We start from the raw sequence: 15,181 nt of genomic DNA on the forward strand, positions 1-15,181 counted from the left end.
TGTGCGGTCTCTTTCTGGAAAAACATCTGATCGGTATAAGCATTACATCGCCAGTTGTTTCTCTCGCTCCTGCTCACCCTCTACGAAAGTGATCCACTGTTTGGCAAACTTCTCGGAACGTTTGTCTTCCAGGGCTTTCTTGAAGTTCTTGAGTGAAGCGTCGTACTTCTTCAGATTGGCATTGGCCATACCCAGCACGATGTAGAGCTGATCCGGGCGTTTGATATCGCCCTTCTTCAGTGCCTTGCTTCCCATATCCAGAGCTTCTTTGTTCTTGTCCAGGTCCAGGTAGATACCGGCCAGACGAGAGTAAAGATCACCCTTGTCGGACATGCTTGCAGCAGCTTCCAGTTCGGGAATCGACTTTTGCAGCTCCTGGGCCATCTGGTAGGCCTGAGCCAGGGTTTCCAGATTCTTGGAGTTGCGGGCAATCTTCTTCTCACTCATGCCCTTGTCGATTACCTTGGCGCCCTTGTACGGCATTTCCGCACCCATAAAGAGATAAGCCATGTTCAACAGCTCTTTCTCTTTTTGCAGGGCACCGGCAATGTAGGCAGCTTCCATCATGTGAAGCATATCGTCTTCACGCTTCAGCTCACCGTACATACCCGCCAGCTGCTTGTAGTACTCACCTTTCGGATAGTACTTGACCAGCTTCTCCAGGATATTGGCCACCTGCTTGTAGTCGTTTTTCTCGTAGTAGAGGAAACGCTGCAGGCCCAACCAGTTTTCCTTGGGGGTCTTGCCTTCTTTTTCGTACATGGACACGGCCTGATTGATATCGGCCAGTGCCTTGTTGTTGTCACCCAGCTGGTAGTAAGCCTGGGCGCGCAGGGCGTAGGAGTCCGCGTTGATATTGTCCGCCACCTTGAACCAGCGGTTCAGGTAGTTGACCGCCTGCTTGTAGTCTTCGGTTACGAAGTACAATTGGGCTACGGTCAACAGCGTACCCACCTCCAGAGCCACCGGCAGGTTCTGTTCCCCCTGATCCAGTACCTTCTTGTAGTAGGTAATCGCCTGCGGATACTTCTCCATGCTGTAGTAAACGAAGCCGTAGAAGTAGTACATCTGCGCGGTTTCGTAACCGTTCAGCTTGTCTTTACCCGCTTCCATTTCCCGCAGGGCCGCCAAGGCCGCCGGCCAGTTCTGGGCATCGGCAGCTTCCTGGGCTTTACCCAGGTGCTTGAATGCACTCTCGCGCATGGAAGGCGTTTTGCGGGTCTTCTGCTCGCTCTGGGCTTCCGCCTGAGCGAAAGAAGTGGAAACACCCACAGCCTCCAGCACGGTTACACTCACTGCCGGCGCCAGGACCAGGGGCAGCGCTACGGACGTGCGCAGGACGAGCCTGGAGAGGCCTTTCGTCACGGTCGTCATATTCATATGCGTCCCCTATCTTATTGCGCCATATTGAAGCTGATCTTGGTTTTTACACCAGGTACTTCAATCGGTTCACCGTCAACAACCCGCGGCTTGTACTTGTACTTCAACGCGGACTTCACAGCAGCGCGGTTGAAGATGGTGGTGGGGTTGCCATCTTTGGTAAAGGCTTCCACAACACGCGGATCACGTACAGAACCGTTCTTGGTTACCGTGTATTCCACAACAACCCAGCCCTCGATACCCCGCTGCAATGCGCGGCGCGGGTACTGAGGCTGAACCTTCACGATAGGCAGGTAGTCACCTTCGGAAGCAAAACCACCAATACCACCCACATTCAGGTCGGCGTTGGCCGTCGGTGCAGACATGTTCAGGGCATTGTCTACGTCCGGCTGGTCAAACTCCGGCTCCGGCATATCGGGTGGCGGCTGCTCGGGTTCATCGGGCTTATCCGGTTTGCTGGTATCGTATTGCGTTTCGATCTTCTGTTCCGGCATTACGATGTCGGCAACCTTGATTGGCTCCTCCTCTTCAGGAGCGCCCAGGTTCGCCTCGATCAGCGCATGCATGGTGAAGATCAGGGCAAAAGTCGTGGCTACCGCCAGCGCACCCGCCCCTACTAGTCTTACCGGGTTCATAGCTGTTAACTCTTCTCTGTAGCGACCGACACTTTCTCGATACCGATCTTCCTGGCCGCGTCTGCGATCAGGGCAACCTTCTCGATACTCGCCTTTTTATCGGGCTGAATAACCAACCACCCCTTGGGGTTTTCCGCGTAGAGACGCTCCAGGGTGTTTTTCACCAGGCGGTCATCTACCTGCTCTTTGGCAATCCAGATTTCGTTGTTGTCGTTAATCGCTACCAGAATAGAGGCGGCTTTGAGATCAGCGGTAGTCGCTTCCGGCTTCAGAACATCGACACCCGGCTCCTTGATAAAGGTCGCGGTGACGATGAAGAAGATCAGCATGATGAACACCACGTCCAGCATGGGCGTGAGGTCAATCGCTTGCCCTTCTTCTTCCGCCGTATTCTGTTTTCTGCTCATTGCAACTCTCTCTAGCGAAATGCTAATAGCGAGATTTGGCCCTGAAGCCCCCACCGCCACACGCGGTGATGAGTGGAAGCTTCCGTGTTGGCTAAACCTTCTCGGTTACCGCCGCTCTCTGTCGATTGCGCCGGCAACGCACACTTGTGGTGCCTTAGTGATCCATCGTCAGATGGTCTTCCAGCAGCTGGGTCTCACGCTGAGCGGTACGGGTGATGTAGGTGTTGGCAAATACACCAGACAGTGCGGTTACCATGCCCGCCATTGTCGGGATGGTCGCCATGGATACACCACTGGCCATTTGCTTGGCATCACCACCACCGGTGATCGCGAGAACCTCAAACACGTTGATCATGCCCCAAACGGTACCCAGCAGGCCGAACAACGGCGCCAGGGCTACACAGGTCTGAATCATGTCCAAGTTGCTGTCGATTTTCTCGGATACCCGGGAAATCAGCGCGTAGCGGATCTGGTGGGCACCCCAGGATTTGCGCTCGGGGCGCGCTTCCCAGGTGTCCACAGCGCCCTGAACATCACTCTTCAGGCCACCTTTGAAGTAAAAGAACCGCTCGAAAATCAGCGTCCACATAAAGAAGGTCAGGCCGGCGATCAGGAGTAGTACTGGCCCGCCCGACGCCATAAAGGCGTTGACGGCGGCCCATGCGTCATTTAATGCGTGCATGTTGCCGCCTCCTCTTATTTACGCTCAGCGTTTTCTGCAACGATACCGGCACTCTGTTCGTCCAGGATGTGCAGGATGCGCTTGGCACGGCCGTTCACGATGGTGTGCAGCAGTACAGTCGGGATAGCCACACACAGACCCAGAACGGTGGTAACCAGTGCAGAGGAGATACCGCCAGCCATTGCTTTAGGATCGCCCGCGCCGAAGATGGTGATCGCCTGGAAGGTGATGATCATACCGGTAACGGTACCCAGCAGGCCCAGCAGCGGGGCTACCATGGCGATGATCTTCAGCAGGTTCAGACCGGATTCGATGGCCGGACGCTCTTTCAGCACCGCTTCTTCCATCTTCAGTTCCAGAGTCTCGCCGTCGACACCCTTGTTCTCTTCGGCTACTGCCAGAACACGACCCAGCGGGTTGTTGGTGTTCGGAGTAGAGGAACGCAGCTGAGAGTTCACTTTGGCGTTAACACCAGACAGAACCAGCAGACGCCAGATGGCCAGCAGAACCGCAACCACACCAACACCGGTGATGATGTAGCCCACGATGCCACCCTGATGCCAGCGCTCAACGATGCTCGGGCTCGCGATCATGGCTTTCAGGTAAGAACCGCCGCTCGGGCCAGTGGGGTCAACACCAAACGGAGAGAAGCCGCTGGTAGCAGACTGCAGATCGGCAGCCATGCTCAGGTACTTGCCATCCGGCTGACGAATAAGCTCGGCCAGCTTCTGGTTGTCGTTCATTTCCAGGTACTTGCCATCGGAAACGATGTTGAAGTTACCAACACGTACAACTTCCTGCTCAGCCTGTTCACCGTCCGGCAGAATTACAGTGGTGTTGAACTTCACAACCTTACCGGATTCCACAGTCTCACGCTGCAGCTCGTACCACAGACGCTCGATTTCCTGGATGGTCGGCAGTTTGGTAGCAGAGTTCATTTTGTCGATCAGCTGATCGAGGAACTCGGCGCGGCCCGGGTACTGAGCGGAAACCAGAGAGGTCTGGAGGTTCGCGCGCAGGTCACCAGCGGTGGAGGTCAGGTGGCCGAACAGTTCTTTCAGAGAGCCGAGGCGCTCGTCCAGCTGCTGACGCTTCTGTTGAACCAGCAGTTCCTGCTCTTCGTACTTCTTCTCCAGGGCGGCGGAACGGGCTTCTTCAGAGGTACGGGTGTTTTCTGCCTGACTCAGCAGAGAAGCCTGGTTGGCTTTTTGACGACGGAAGTCAGCTTCGCGCTTTTTGTGCTCGGCGGACTCGGAGATTTTGGAGCTCTGAACCATCTTCAGCAGCTGGTCCAGGGAAGATGCTTTGTCCTGGGCAACAGCAGAAACGCTGATCAGACCAGCAGCCGCTACGGCCAGAACGCTTTTGGCGATAGAGGATTTCATTGCGCAGCCTCCGGAGCCGGGATCGGCATAGTCATGATGTCGGTAGTAGCCTGTTTCTTGGCGATTTTCAGGCCCTGCATGATGGCGCGGCGGAATTCGCCGGAGTCGATCTCAACCCAGGCTTTCTGCTCTTTGTCATAGGCCAGGGAGATTTTGGAGTCGGTGGTCTGAGCAACCAGCGCGATACGACCAATTTGCAGAACGCTTACTTCGCGATCCTGACCGTTTACGTTCAGGGTGTCGCCGTAGGTATCGATCTTACGGGCGTATTCAGCTTCGAAGTTGTACAGTTCCAGCACCTGACGGAATTTTTCCGCTACTGTGATATCGGAACGGTCCATATTGTTCTTCACACCTTCCAGGTTGGCCTTACGCTCGGCCAGCTTGAAGGGGGCGTCCAGTTCGATGAACTGTTCCAGACCATCCAGCATACGCAGGATCAGCGGCTGGATCTGACGCTCGATAACGGTCACCTGATCGATGGACTCGTCGAGATCCTTGATCACGGACAGCTGGTTAGCCAGCTGCTTTTCGAGCTGACGGTTGTATACACGCAGACCGTCGATCTCTTTGTTCACTACCTTGAACTGCTGAAGCAGGTCAGAGGTTTCCTGAGCGATCTTGTCGATGCGCTTTTGAGATGCAGTGGCAGCAGCAGTTTTCTGCTCACCAACCTTGAGTACGGTGTCGAGTGTGTCCGCAGTGGCTACGCTACCGTACAGTGCGCCGGCAGACAGCGCAGTGGTCAGCGCCACAGCCATGAATCGCTTGGTTTTCATTAGACCCCCCAGTGGGTTCAATATTTCACAACATGGTCGCGATGGATTAGCTGCCACAACGCGGTAGTTTTTGGTTTGAAGACAGCTAAGAGCCGCACATTGTAAACAGCCGATTTGATTATTCAAATGCGGATTGACTGCGCCGTCCCGCCTGTGTAGCACGGTAACACCGAGGTAACACCTGCGGGGTTCATGCACACAATTGCGGCGATCTACACTGTGCAACATTTGACCAACCCTACCCGAAAGAGCATTTTTTGGTCAAATTGTTTTTAAATAAACCTGTCGTACTGGACTAAGCAGTAGTTGTATTCATCCCGCTCCGAGGCCGGGTAACAGTCCCGGGCCACCTCTTTCCAGTCTTCGGCGAATTTCGGGAAGAAGGCGTCACCTTCCACTTCAGCATCCACTTCAGTGATGTACAGGCGGGTGGCCAGCGGTAGCGCCTGTCGATAAATCTCGGCACCACCGATCACCATCAACTCATCCATCCTTTCCGCCTGCGCGCGGCGGTCCGCCAATTCCAGCGCAGCTTCCAGAGATGGCACCACTTCGACACCCTCCGCCTGCCAGTCCGGATTGCGGGTGACAACGATATTCACACGCCCGGGCAGTGGGCGCCCGATGGATTCGAAGGTTTTGCGCCCCATGATCACGGGCTTGCCGAGGGTGGTGCGCTTGAAGAACTGGAGGTCGCCGGAAATCTTCCACGGCAAGGCATTACCGCGACCGATTGCGCGATTGCGGGCCATCGCCACAATCATGGCGACGGGTGTGTGGGTGGCCGTCATCACACGGCCACCGGAGCCGGAATATGTGGATGCGCTTCGTAACCGCGGAGCTCGAAGTCCTCAAACCGGAAATCGAACAGATCCTTGATCTCTGGGTTGAGCACCATTTGCGGCAAGGGCAGCGGCTCGCGGGATAACTGCTCTTCCACCTGCTCGGCATGATTGGAATAGAGGTGCGCATCACCAAAGGTATGCACAAAGTCGCCGGGCTTGAGACCGCAGACCTGCGCCAGCATCAGGGTCAGCAGACTGTACGAGGCGATATTGAAGGGCACCCCCAGAAAGATATCCGCGCTGCGCTGATACAGCTGGCAGGACAATTTGCCGTCCGCCACGTAAAACTGAAACAGCGCATGGCACGGTGCCAGAGCCATTTTGCCCGCCCGCGCATTCTCACTGGGTGACACGCCTTCATCCGGCAGGTCCGAGGGATTCCAGGCGCTGACAATCAGACGGCGGGAATCCGGACGGGTCTTGAGCTGGTGAACCAGCTCTTTGATCTGGTCAATATGACGGCCATCGGCGGTAGGCCAGGAGCGCCATTGATAACCGTAGACAGGCCCAAGGTCACCCTCTTCTGTTGCCCATTCGTCCCAGATGCGTACACCGTTTTCCTTCAGATAGGCGATATTGGTGTCGCCCTGCAGGAACCACAGCAGCTCGTGGATGATGGAGCGCAGATGGCACTTCTTGGTGGTAATCAGCGGGAAGCCTTCGGCAAGGTCAAAACGCATCTGGTAGCCGAACACACTGCGGGTGCCGGTACCGGTACGGTCGCTTTTCAAAGTGCCGTTGTCGCGCACGTGGCGCATCAAATCGAGGTATTGCTTCATCTATATACAGTCTTGAACGCAGGTATAAACCGTCTTGAATTCGGGGGCGCGCGGGCCGTTACTTGGCCGCGCTCTTTTTCAGTTTGCCGGTGCTTTTGCTGGCTTTGGGTTTCGCCTCGGGCTCAGGGTCTTCACCCTGACTGCGCCCCTCCGGCAAGGGTTGGGTACGGTAGCTCCAGATCAGGAGCAGGATGCCACCGACGATCATCGGCAGGCACAGCAACTGGCCACGGGTCATCCATCCAAACATGACTTCGACGCCTACATCCGGCTGGCGGACGAACTCCACCAGGAAGCGGAAGATACCGTATAAAAGAACAAACAGGCCACCGACCGCCAGACGCGGGCGCGGCTTGCTGGAGTAGATCCACAGCACCACAAACAGTACCAGACCCTCGAGGAAGGCCTGATAGAGCTGGGATGGGTGACGCACCAGAAGCTCCGGGTCGCGGGGGAATACCATGCCCCATGGACCGTCGGTCTCGCGACCCCACAGCTCCTGGCCGATAAAGTTACCGATACGACCCAGACCGAGGCCAATGGGAACGAGGGGTGCGACAAAGTCGATCAGAGCGGGGAAAGTTGTGCCGATCTTGCGCGCGTAGATGGTGGCCGCCAGCATCACGCCGATCAGACCGCCATGGAAACTCATGCCCCCTTCCCACACCTTGAACAGGCTCAGCGGATGGGCCAGCAATTCACTGAAGTTATAAAAGAACATATACCCGAGGCGACCGCCCACCACCACGCCGATGGCACAGAACAGGATCAGGTCCTCGACTTCCGACTTGATCACCGGCGACCAGGGCTTCTGCGCGCGCCGCATCGCCAGCCACCAGGCGGCGGCAAATCCGGCCAGGTACATCAGGCCATACCAGTGAATCTTGAGCGGCCCAATGGCCACCGCAACGGGATCGATCTCGGGGTACGTCAGCATACTGAAACCGCGGTTGGTAAAATTGGGCGTTATTATGGCACTGACAAAATGACGATTGCGAGCTGACATGTGCCTGCTGTTGATTGCCTACCGGCAACACCCCAAGTTTCCACTGCTGCTTCTGGCGAATCGGGATGAGTTTTACGCGCGCCCCACGGAGCCTGCCCACCCATGGCCGAACAGTCCGATTACCGCGGGGCGGGACCTTCAGGCTGGAGGCACCTGGCTGGGGATTACCCCGGGCGGGCGGGTGGCCGCGGTCACCAATATCCGCGAGCCACAGGTACCGGAACCTGAGGGCGCGCTGTCTCGCGGCGAGATTCCGGTGCGTTTTCTCGAAGGAGAGGAGTCTCCCGCGGCGTTCGCAAAGGGGCTGGCCGGTCAGCGTTATCGCGGCTTCAATGCGCTCTTGTTTGATGCCCGACTCCTCGCCGGTGGGGCGGCAGCATCACTGGTCTGCGCCGGCAATCGCCATCAGCCATTCGCCATTACAGCGGGGGTGCACGGTATCTCAAACGGAGCGCCGGATGCCCCCTGGCCCAAGGTCACCCACGGATGCCGGGCACTGGCCGAGTTAGCCGCAACTCTGCCCGACTCACTCGGACAGGATAATTTCGTCACTCCAGCCCTGAAGCTGCTCGCCGATCACAGACGGGCAGCCACGGAACAGCTGCCCGATACCGGTGTGGGCGAGGCGCTGGAAAGCGCGCTGTCCCCTATATTCGTGCGTATCACTGCGGACGATGCGATGCCCGACAGCCCACTTTCTGCAGGCTACGGCACCCGGCTAAGCTCACTGGTGGCGGTCGATGCTGATGGCGGCGCGCAATTCTGGGAACAGGGCTACACGGACGGACTGGTCAGCGGTCCGCCGCAGTATTTCCAGCTGCCCGCCGGCTGAGCGCTACTCCCTTAGCGCCGGTCGTCAGTTGCTCAACACGCCACACTGGCGCCCATCCCCCTGCGTTCTGAACCACCCGCCGGGCGCAAAGGCCAGATGCGCCAACTTCCTAGAGTTAAATGATTCCAGCGCCAAGCAAATTTCGCATTTGTTGCCATACTTAAATTCACAGGCAGGCGGATGTTGAGATACGCGCAAGGCGACGTGCTCAGTGCCCGCTTTTATAAAAGGAAGGTCGCGCGGGATGCTCGGCTAAGGTGCGCCGTCGCTGGAATTTTTTTCCGGCGATTGATGTGGATAGGTGCGCCGATGGTTGGGAAGGTATGAACGATCGGGCCCCGGCTTCCGCACTGTAAACCGGCGCCCTGCAGTATCGCTGAGGTACCATGTCATATTTCATTCCAGAGCGTCGCAAACGCAAATCACCGCTGCCGCTGATCTTTCTCGGCAGTCTGTGCGTGTTCGCCCTCTATTACGCTTTCACTGCCAATCAGAAAACGGTCCCGGTTCTGCCGGAGAATGCCGTGCGCCCACACCTGGTGAACTGGCTGGAGGACAACCCTGACGCCTGGCCCGCTCAGGACCCCATCTTCAACCCGGTGGCGGTGCGCCGTATCTATCGCCGCACGGACTACCGGTTGCTGTGGTTCGATAACTACAGCCTGAGCGACACCGCGAACGATCTGCTCAAGCAGCTCACCGCGTCGAGCTCCGGAAATCCGAGCAGCATGGTGGACTACCGCTACCACCTCGGGTACTTCGACCGCACACTGCGCGACACTCCGCAACGCCTGCAGATGGCAGCGGTACTCGACGTGTTGCTGACCGATGCATTTATCTCCTACGCCCAGGACACCCAGCTGGATAAGCTGCGCCCCCAGGCCCCCAGACAACAGCCGCGCCTGCGTATGCGCAAGAAAGACATCACCCCGGTGAACCTGACCGAGGGCGGGTTTCAGATGGCCAGTGCACGGATCTCCGATGACTTCGGCGATACTGCCGAGCTCTTCGAAGGCCTGCAGCTTGCAGCCAATGATTACAGCGGCACCAGCGGTCGCCAGTATTTCCGCGGCTACAATCGCGGCTCCCAGTCCGTAGACCGCTCTCGCTACTATACCCAGCGCTCCTCTCAAGGCCAGCAGGGCCGGGTGTACAGTAGCGGTTCCCGCTATGGCACCAGCCACAGCGCGCGCTACTCGACCCGCAGCTATCCACAGTCCTACCCCCGCGTCATGCCGCGCTTTCGCAACCTGTCCGAGGAGGGATCAGGTCTGACTCCGTCTCATGGCGAGGGCATGTACATTGAGGAGAACACGCCCTTCGGCAGCGATGCCCAGGCCCTGCGCGAGCAGCTGGTCCGCTATCGCAACATGGCCGCTTCCGGCCAGTGGCGCCCACTGCCCGCGGGGCCCGCCATGACGCTGGGAGCCAAGCACCCCAATGTGGCGCATCTGCGCAACCTGCTGACGGTCTATGGTGACTACTACAGCTACGGCGGTGAGGCCAACAGCAACCGCTTTGACCAGCGCCTGCACGATGCGGTAGTGCGCTTCCAGCGACGCCACGGATTAAAACCCGATGGCATCGTCGGCAAGCAAACCCGTCAGCGCATGAACATCTCCCCATCCGCCCGTGCGCATATTATCGAGACCAATATCCGCCGCCGGGAAAAACTGCCGGCCAACCTGGGGGACCGCTTCATTCAGGTGAATATTCCCGGATATAGCCTCAACTATGTGGAACACGATCGCATCAAGCTTTCCATGAACGTGGTGGTGGGCAAAAAGGTTCACCAGACCCCCGAGATCAATACCCGGGTGGCCCGCGTGGTGTTCAATCCCACCTGGACAGTACCTCGCAGCATTCTGGTAAACGAGATTCTGCCCAAGGCCCGCGCCAACCCCCACGGCATGGAAAATCTGGGTTACCGGGTGGTCAACGGCAGCGGCGAGTATCTGCCCCTGAACAGCCAGAACCTGAAGCGCGCGGCGGCCGGTGGCTTCCTGATGCGCCAGAAAGGCGGCGAGCAGAACATCCTCGGGCGGGTGAAGTTCGAAATCCCCAACTCGGATGAGATCTATCTGCACGACACCCGGGCCAAGAGTCTGTTCAGCCTCACCGACAGGGACTACAGCCACGGCTGTGTGCGCCTGGAGAAGCCCCGCCAGCTGGCCGAAGTACTGCTGCGGGACGAGCCCGGTGACTGGAGCCGCTTCCGTATTGAACAGCTCACCACCGGTGACGACACCACCGAGGTGCGCATGAGCAAAAACGTCAAGGTATACCTGACTTACTGGACAGCCTGGGTCGACGGCGAAGGACGCATGAACTTCCGCCCGGATATCTACGGTAAAGACGGCCTCGCCGCCAACCAGTTCTAGCTCCACAGCCAGCCGCGGGCGGTGCCACAACCGGCACCGCCCTCCCCCGAACTTCTCTCACTGCCCACGGCTTCGCCGGGTGGTCCTCCACCCGGCACTCTTTACCCCACCCCCATTTCCGGTCCCCAGCCCCCGCAGACAGGGCATATTCCGAATCAACCCGACAACCCGCAAGCGCATACCCCAATCGTATTTGGCGCCAATCCAGTCACAAATTACCAATTAAGACACTGCGCACACTGGTGCGTGCGGATGATTGAGTGGTTTACGGGGCTGAGCACTTTGCCCCGATAGCGACAGGGGTCAGCGATGGGTAGCAAGTTGGGATTTCCAGTCAGTCTTGGAGCGGCGATGGTTCTGTCACTCTCCCTCGACACACTGGCAATGAATGATGAGAAAAATACGGCACAGGAACAGCCCGCGGGGTCACCGCAAATCGAAACCGATCAGGGGAAGCAGCCACCCGCGAAAAGTGACGCCACAACCACCTTGGCATCCTATAGCCCCTACACCCCCTATGGGCGGCAGTATGCCCTGATGCGCGAAGAGCTCGCGCGCTACCAGGTACTAAGCCAGGGGGATGACTGGCAACCACTGCCCGCAGGTCAGGCCCTGGCGCCGGGTATGCGCGACGAGCGGGTCAGAGTGCTGCGCAGCCTGCTGATGCAGTATGGAGACCTGGCACTGGTGGATGATATGGCCAAAGCCAGCCTCCAGGGCGCGCCCGCTAACGGAGGCGACAAGATACCCGCAAGCAAGAATCCGGCCGACCTCTACGATCAACAGGTTCGCAAGGCTGTGGAGCGCTTTCAGCGTCGTCACGGCCTGCGCGCCGACGGCATCGTCAACACCCATACCCGCAATGCACTCAATACCCCACCCGCCAAGCGCCTGACCACTCTGCAGGCCAACCTGGCGCGCTGGCAACAGATGCCCAAAGACCTGGGCCCCCGTTATCTTCTGGTCAATATTCCCGAGTACACCCTGCGGCTGGTGGACGGGGAGAAAGAGCAATATCGCATGCGCGTAGTGGTCGGAAAAACCGATGCCCAGACGCCTCAACTGAGCACACGCCTGACCCGGGTGGTGTTCAATCCAACCTGGACAGTGCCGCGCAATATCGCTGTACGCGAGTTGTTGCCGAAAGGCTCAGGCAACCTGTCCGCCGGCGGCTATCGGCTGGTCAATAACCGCGGCAAATCGGTGCCCTTCAGTGGCGCCAACCTGCGTGCCCTGCGCCTCGGCAGTGTGGCACTACAGCAGCGTGGTGGAGCGGGGAATGCTCTGGGCCGATTCAAGTTTGTGATCCCCAATCAACAGGCCATCTTTCTCCACGATACGCAGAAAAAAAATCTGTTCGGACGCAGCCAGCGCGCCTTCAGCCACGGTTGCGTACGCCTGGAAAAACCCGATGAGCTGGCACGCATTGTTCTCGCTCAGCAAGGCCGCCCCGGAAAATGGGACCACGACCGCCTGGCCCGTTACACCACCGGTAGCCGTACCCGTTCCGTCGCCCTGGACCAGCCTATTCCAGTGCACATCGTGTACTGGACCGCTTGGGTCGACGAGGAGGGAGAGCTGAATTTCCGGCCCGATATATACCAGCGCGACCAACAAGCGGCCGAATGACACCCGGGGGTAGCCATGCGTAAAGACAAATACATCGACCACACAAAACCGAAAAGTGCGCAGCGACGCTGCGCAGCACCACCTCGCCACACCCTGGCGGTAGTGGGCTTTTGCGCCCTACTGCCCCTCTATGCCGCCGCGCAGAGCGAAGAAGAGTCGGCACCCATTCTGCCCATTCAGGGATTAAGTACCGAACAGCAACCCGCACAAAACACACCTTCGACTGCGGGGGCAGGTAGCGACACAAGTAATCACGCAGAGAGTGACGCAAGTGGCGATCATACTCTCGCACCGCAACAGAGAGCCGATCGCGGGCACGACGATGCACAGAGAGCCATAGACTTCACCGCGACGGCTGCTGCCCTGCGCGAGCAGGCCGCCCGCTACCGCCAGCTTGCTGACCAGTGGCAACCGATCGACGAGGGTGCCCCGCTGCGACCGGGCGACCAGGGCCCAAGGGTTGCCCAACTGCGCAAGATTCTGAGCCAGTACGGCGACTATCGCGGCGCGCTCGGACCGGTCATTGTGGAGAGTGATGTGTCGGATCGCTATGACGCCGGGCTTCAGCGAGCGGTGGAGTCCTACCAGCGACGTCACGGTATGGAGGCCACAGGCCGCGTGGATACCGCCACGATGAATGCGCTCGCACGCTCCCCCCGTGAGCTGGCCGACAAACTGGAAATCAATGCGGAGCGCTGGGAGAAGCTGCCAGCGAACCCCGGCGACCGCTACATCCTGGTGAATGTGCCCGACTACCAGCTACAGCTGATCGACCAGAAGCGCGTGGTACTGTCGATGAAAACGGTGGTGGGCAAGAGCAGTAAACGCACCCCGGACCTGACCACCAAAGTGGTCTCCGTGGTGTTCAACCCCACCTGGACGGTGCCCCGCAGTATCCTGCTCACGGACCTGCTGCCGAAAGCACGCAACTTCCCCGAGGCCATGCACAAGCGCGGCTACCGGGTGGTGAAGTACGGCACCAATACCACCACCCCCATCAATGAGAAAAGCCTGGAGAGCGCCGCCCGCGGCAAGGCCACCCTGCGCCAGATCGCCGGCCCCGGCAATACCCTCGGGCGGGTGAAGTTCGTGATCCCCAACAAACAGGCGATCTTCCTGCACGACACCCAGGCCCAGAGTCTGTTTGAGCTGCGCCACAGAGCCTTCAGCCACGGCTGCATCCGCCTGCAGCAACCGGAAGAACTCGCCTATGCACTGCTCGGCCAACAGGGCTGGGACCGGACCCGGGTTGCCCAGGCAACCACCGGTGACGAATCCGTCACCATTAAGGTGGACAAGCCGCCACGGCTGTTCATCGCCTATCTCACCGCCTGGGTCGATACCCTGGGACAGATCCAGTTTCGCCCGGACATCTATCACCGGGATCACTGAACCACACCAGCACCCGAAACTCTCAGTCAGTCAGCGTTTGCGGGGAGGCCAATGTGCCTCCCCGCCGCGCTATAGGCCTTTTGGTAGTCACCCGGCCCGCGTCAGGAACGGGTGGTGAAAACCCCGTTTCCCGCCCCGATATCACCCTGACTGCTGACTTTCGACGCGCGGCGTCGGATAGGTGTTCTTCTGCCAACGGAAAACCCTGTACCCGAAACCACCGAGTCACAGAAAAATAATTTCCCACTTATGACAACGCTGTCACCACATTTTCGGAACATAACTGGACCCTGTAGGCAAAATAAATTCGAGCGGCCTAGAGCATTAGAAAAAAATATCCAGGTTATTTTTTGATCAATTTGTTATCAGAGCTGATCGGTTTGTAACCAAAGATTATTTTTTATACAGTGCAGACATCGCGAGAGGCACCGGAAGCAACTCGAAGACTAGAGGCCCCCTAAGGGCACAACTCACTCAGACACCAAAGGCGGTAACAGGGTATGAAAGAACTTTCCAGACGCAGGTTTTTAGCAGTTTCTGCAGCTACCGCGGCGGCGGTTTCGGCCGGCCCCGCTATGGCAAAAGTGGGCAAGTCGCGCAATCTGAAAATGCGTAACCTGCACACCGGTGAACGCCTGAACACCGCCTACTGGGCGGATGGCGACTACGATAGCAGCGGCCTCAAGCAGTTCAACCGACTGCTGCGCGACCACCGCGCCAATGAGGTAACACGCATGGACCCGAAACTGTTCGACATCGTGTACAAGCTCAAGGAAAAACTGAACTACAACGGCGAGATCGAGATTATCTCCGGATACCGCTCGCCCAAGACCAACGCCAAGCTCCGCGCCGCGGGTCGCGGTGTGGCACGCCGCAGCTACCACACCCGTGGTATGGCACTGGACATCCGCATGCCGGGTGTATCACTGTCCAAGCTGCGCCAGGCGGCCATCAATCTGAAGGCCGGTGGTGTGGGTTACTATCCGAAGAGTAACTTCGTACACGTGGACACTGGCCCGGTACGCCGCTGGTAATCCGCAGCGATCCCG

The 15,181-nt window shown here is 58.4% G+C and carries 14 protein-coding genes; 5 read left to right on the plus strand and 9 right to left on the minus strand.

All coding sequences use genetic code 11. The features are described 5' to 3' along the window. Window positions 1-42: 42 nt before the first annotated feature. From AAFH99_RS00230 to lgt, 9 genes are all read right to left on the minus strand, one after another. Complete coding sequence (locus tag AAFH99_RS00230; protein ID WP_043319445.1) at window positions 43-1,380, minus strand: lipopolysaccharide assembly protein LapB; 1,338 nt, start codon at window positions 1,378-1,380, stop codon at window positions 43-45. 14 nt (window positions 1,381-1,394) lie between these two features. Beyond that, window positions 1,395-2,015: an energy transducer TonB gene (locus AAFH99_RS00235; RefSeq protein WP_043319447.1), complete on the minus strand. Its 621-nt coding sequence runs from the start codon at window positions 2,013-2,015 to the stop codon at window positions 1,395-1,397. 5 nt (window positions 2,016-2,020) lie between these two features. Beyond that, a complete protein-coding gene (locus AAFH99_RS00240) occupies window positions 2,021-2,422 on the minus strand; it encodes a biopolymer transporter ExbD (RefSeq protein WP_043319449.1) in 402 nt (133 codons plus the stop codon). 154 nt (window positions 2,423-2,576) lie between these two features. Beyond that, window positions 2,577-3,104, minus strand: coding sequence for a MotA/TolQ/ExbB proton channel family protein (locus AAFH99_RS00245; RefSeq protein ID WP_043319451.1), 528 nt, complete (start codon window positions 3,102-3,104; stop codon window positions 2,577-2,579). A 14-nt stretch (window positions 3,105-3,118) separates the two neighbouring features. Further along, window positions 3,119-4,489 (minus strand): MotA/TolQ/ExbB proton channel family protein, encoded by a 1,371-nt coding sequence (locus tag AAFH99_RS00250; protein ID WP_043319452.1) that lies wholly within the window; start codon window positions 4,487-4,489, stop codon window positions 3,119-3,121. Beyond that, entirely contained in the window at window positions 4,486-5,268 is a 783-nt protein-coding gene (locus AAFH99_RS00255) for a DUF3450 domain-containing protein (RefSeq protein WP_043319453.1), read from the minus strand. The genes AAFH99_RS00250 and AAFH99_RS00255 overlap by 4 nt, the downstream gene beginning before the upstream one ends. 272 nt (window positions 5,269-5,540) lie before the next feature. Continuing rightward, a complete protein-coding gene (locus AAFH99_RS00260) occupies window positions 5,541-6,059 on the minus strand; it encodes a dihydrofolate reductase (protein WP_043319455.1) in 519 nt (172 codons plus the stop codon). Next, window positions 6,059-6,892, minus strand: coding sequence for a thymidylate synthase (locus AAFH99_RS00265; RefSeq protein ID WP_043319457.1), 834 nt, complete (start codon window positions 6,890-6,892; stop codon window positions 6,059-6,061). The genes AAFH99_RS00260 and AAFH99_RS00265 overlap by 1 nt, the downstream gene beginning before the upstream one ends. A gap of 58 nt (window positions 6,893-6,950) precedes the next feature. Beyond that, entirely contained in the window at window positions 6,951-7,829 is an 879-nt protein-coding gene (gene lgt, locus AAFH99_RS00270) for a prolipoprotein diacylglyceryl transferase (RefSeq protein ID WP_043320439.1), read from the minus strand. A gap of 67 nt (window positions 7,830-7,896) precedes the next feature. Here lgt and AAFH99_RS00275 point away from each other — a divergent pair, with 67 nt between their 5' ends. From AAFH99_RS00275 to AAFH99_RS00295, 5 genes are all read left to right on the plus strand, one after another. Beyond that, the gene (locus AAFH99_RS00275; RefSeq protein WP_406828338.1) at window positions 7,897-8,730 is read left to right on the plus strand and encodes an NRDE family protein; all 834 of its coding nucleotides are present in this window, start codon (window positions 7,897-7,899) and stop codon (window positions 8,728-8,730) included. A gap of 386 nt (window positions 8,731-9,116) precedes the next feature. Then, window positions 9,117-11,111, plus strand: a complete 1,995-nt coding sequence (locus AAFH99_RS00280; protein ID WP_406828339.1) for a L,D-transpeptidase family protein — start codon at window positions 9,117-9,119, stop codon at window positions 11,109-11,111. Window positions 11,112-11,420: 309 nt separating this feature from the next. Beyond that, window positions 11,421-12,740 (plus strand): murein L,D-transpeptidase, encoded by a 1,320-nt coding sequence (locus AAFH99_RS00285; RefSeq protein ID WP_043319463.1) that lies wholly within the window; start codon window positions 11,421-11,423, stop codon window positions 12,738-12,740. A gap of 15 nt (window positions 12,741-12,755) precedes the next feature. Further along, a complete protein-coding gene (locus tag AAFH99_RS00290) occupies window positions 12,756-14,132 on the plus strand; it encodes a murein L,D-transpeptidase (protein WP_081848073.1) in 1,377 nt (458 codons plus the stop codon). A 500-nt stretch (window positions 14,133-14,632) separates the two neighbouring features. Then, window positions 14,633-15,166 carry a DUF882 domain-containing protein gene (locus AAFH99_RS00295; RefSeq protein ID WP_043319465.1) on the plus strand — a complete coding sequence of 178 codons (534 nt, stop codon included), beginning with the start codon at window positions 14,633-14,635 and terminating at the stop codon, window positions 15,164-15,166. The last annotated feature ends 15 nt before the right edge of the window (window positions 15,167-15,181 follow it).

The sequence above is a fragment of the Microbulbifer sp. ARAS458-1 genome (assembly GCF_045348205.1).
In the GTDB taxonomy this organism is placed as follows: Bacteria; Pseudomonadota; Gammaproteobacteria; order Pseudomonadales; family Cellvibrionaceae; genus Microbulbifer.

Coding starts and splice junctions, on each gene's coding strand:
- AAFH99_RS00230 (WP_043319445.1), bottom strand. CDS start 1,380: ATGAATATGACGACCGTGACGAAAGGCCTCTCCAGGCTCGTCCTGCGC.
- AAFH99_RS00235 (WP_043319447.1), bottom strand. CDS start 2,015: ATGAACCCGGTAAGACTAGTAGGGGCGGGTGCGCTGGCGGTAGCCACG.
- AAFH99_RS00240 (WP_043319449.1), bottom strand. CDS start 2,422: ATGAGCAGAAAACAGAATACGGCGGAAGAAGAAGGGCAAGCGATTGAC.
- AAFH99_RS00245 (WP_043319451.1), bottom strand. CDS start 3,104: ATGCACGCATTAAATGACGCATGGGCCGCCGTCAACGCCTTTATGGCG.
- AAFH99_RS00250 (WP_043319452.1), bottom strand. CDS start 4,489: ATGAAATCCTCTATCGCCAAAAGCGTTCTGGCCGTAGCGGCTGCTGGT.
- AAFH99_RS00255 (WP_043319453.1), bottom strand. CDS start 5,268: ATGAAAACCAAGCGATTCATGGCTGTGGCGCTGACCACTGCGCTGTCT.
- AAFH99_RS00260 (WP_043319455.1), bottom strand. CDS start 6,059: ATGACGGCCACCCACACACCCGTCGCCATGATTGTGGCGATGGCCCGC.
- AAFH99_RS00265 (WP_043319457.1), bottom strand. CDS start 6,892: ATGAAGCAATACCTCGATTTGATGCGCCACGTGCGCGACAACGGCACT.
- lgt (WP_043320439.1), bottom strand. CDS start 7,829: ATGCTGACGTACCCCGAGATCGATCCCGTTGCGGTGGCCATTGGGCCG.
- AAFH99_RS00275 (WP_406828338.1), top strand. CDS start 7,897: ATGTGCCTGCTGTTGATTGCCTACCGGCAACACCCCAAGTTTCCACTG.
- AAFH99_RS00280 (WP_406828339.1), top strand. CDS start 9,117: ATGTCATATTTCATTCCAGAGCGTCGCAAACGCAAATCACCGCTGCCG.
- AAFH99_RS00285 (WP_043319463.1), top strand. CDS start 11,421: ATGGGTAGCAAGTTGGGATTTCCAGTCAGTCTTGGAGCGGCGATGGTT.
- AAFH99_RS00290 (WP_081848073.1), top strand. CDS start 12,756: ATGCGTAAAGACAAATACATCGACCACACAAAACCGAAAAGTGCGCAG.
- AAFH99_RS00295 (WP_043319465.1), top strand. CDS start 14,633: ATGAAAGAACTTTCCAGACGCAGGTTTTTAGCAGTTTCTGCAGCTACC.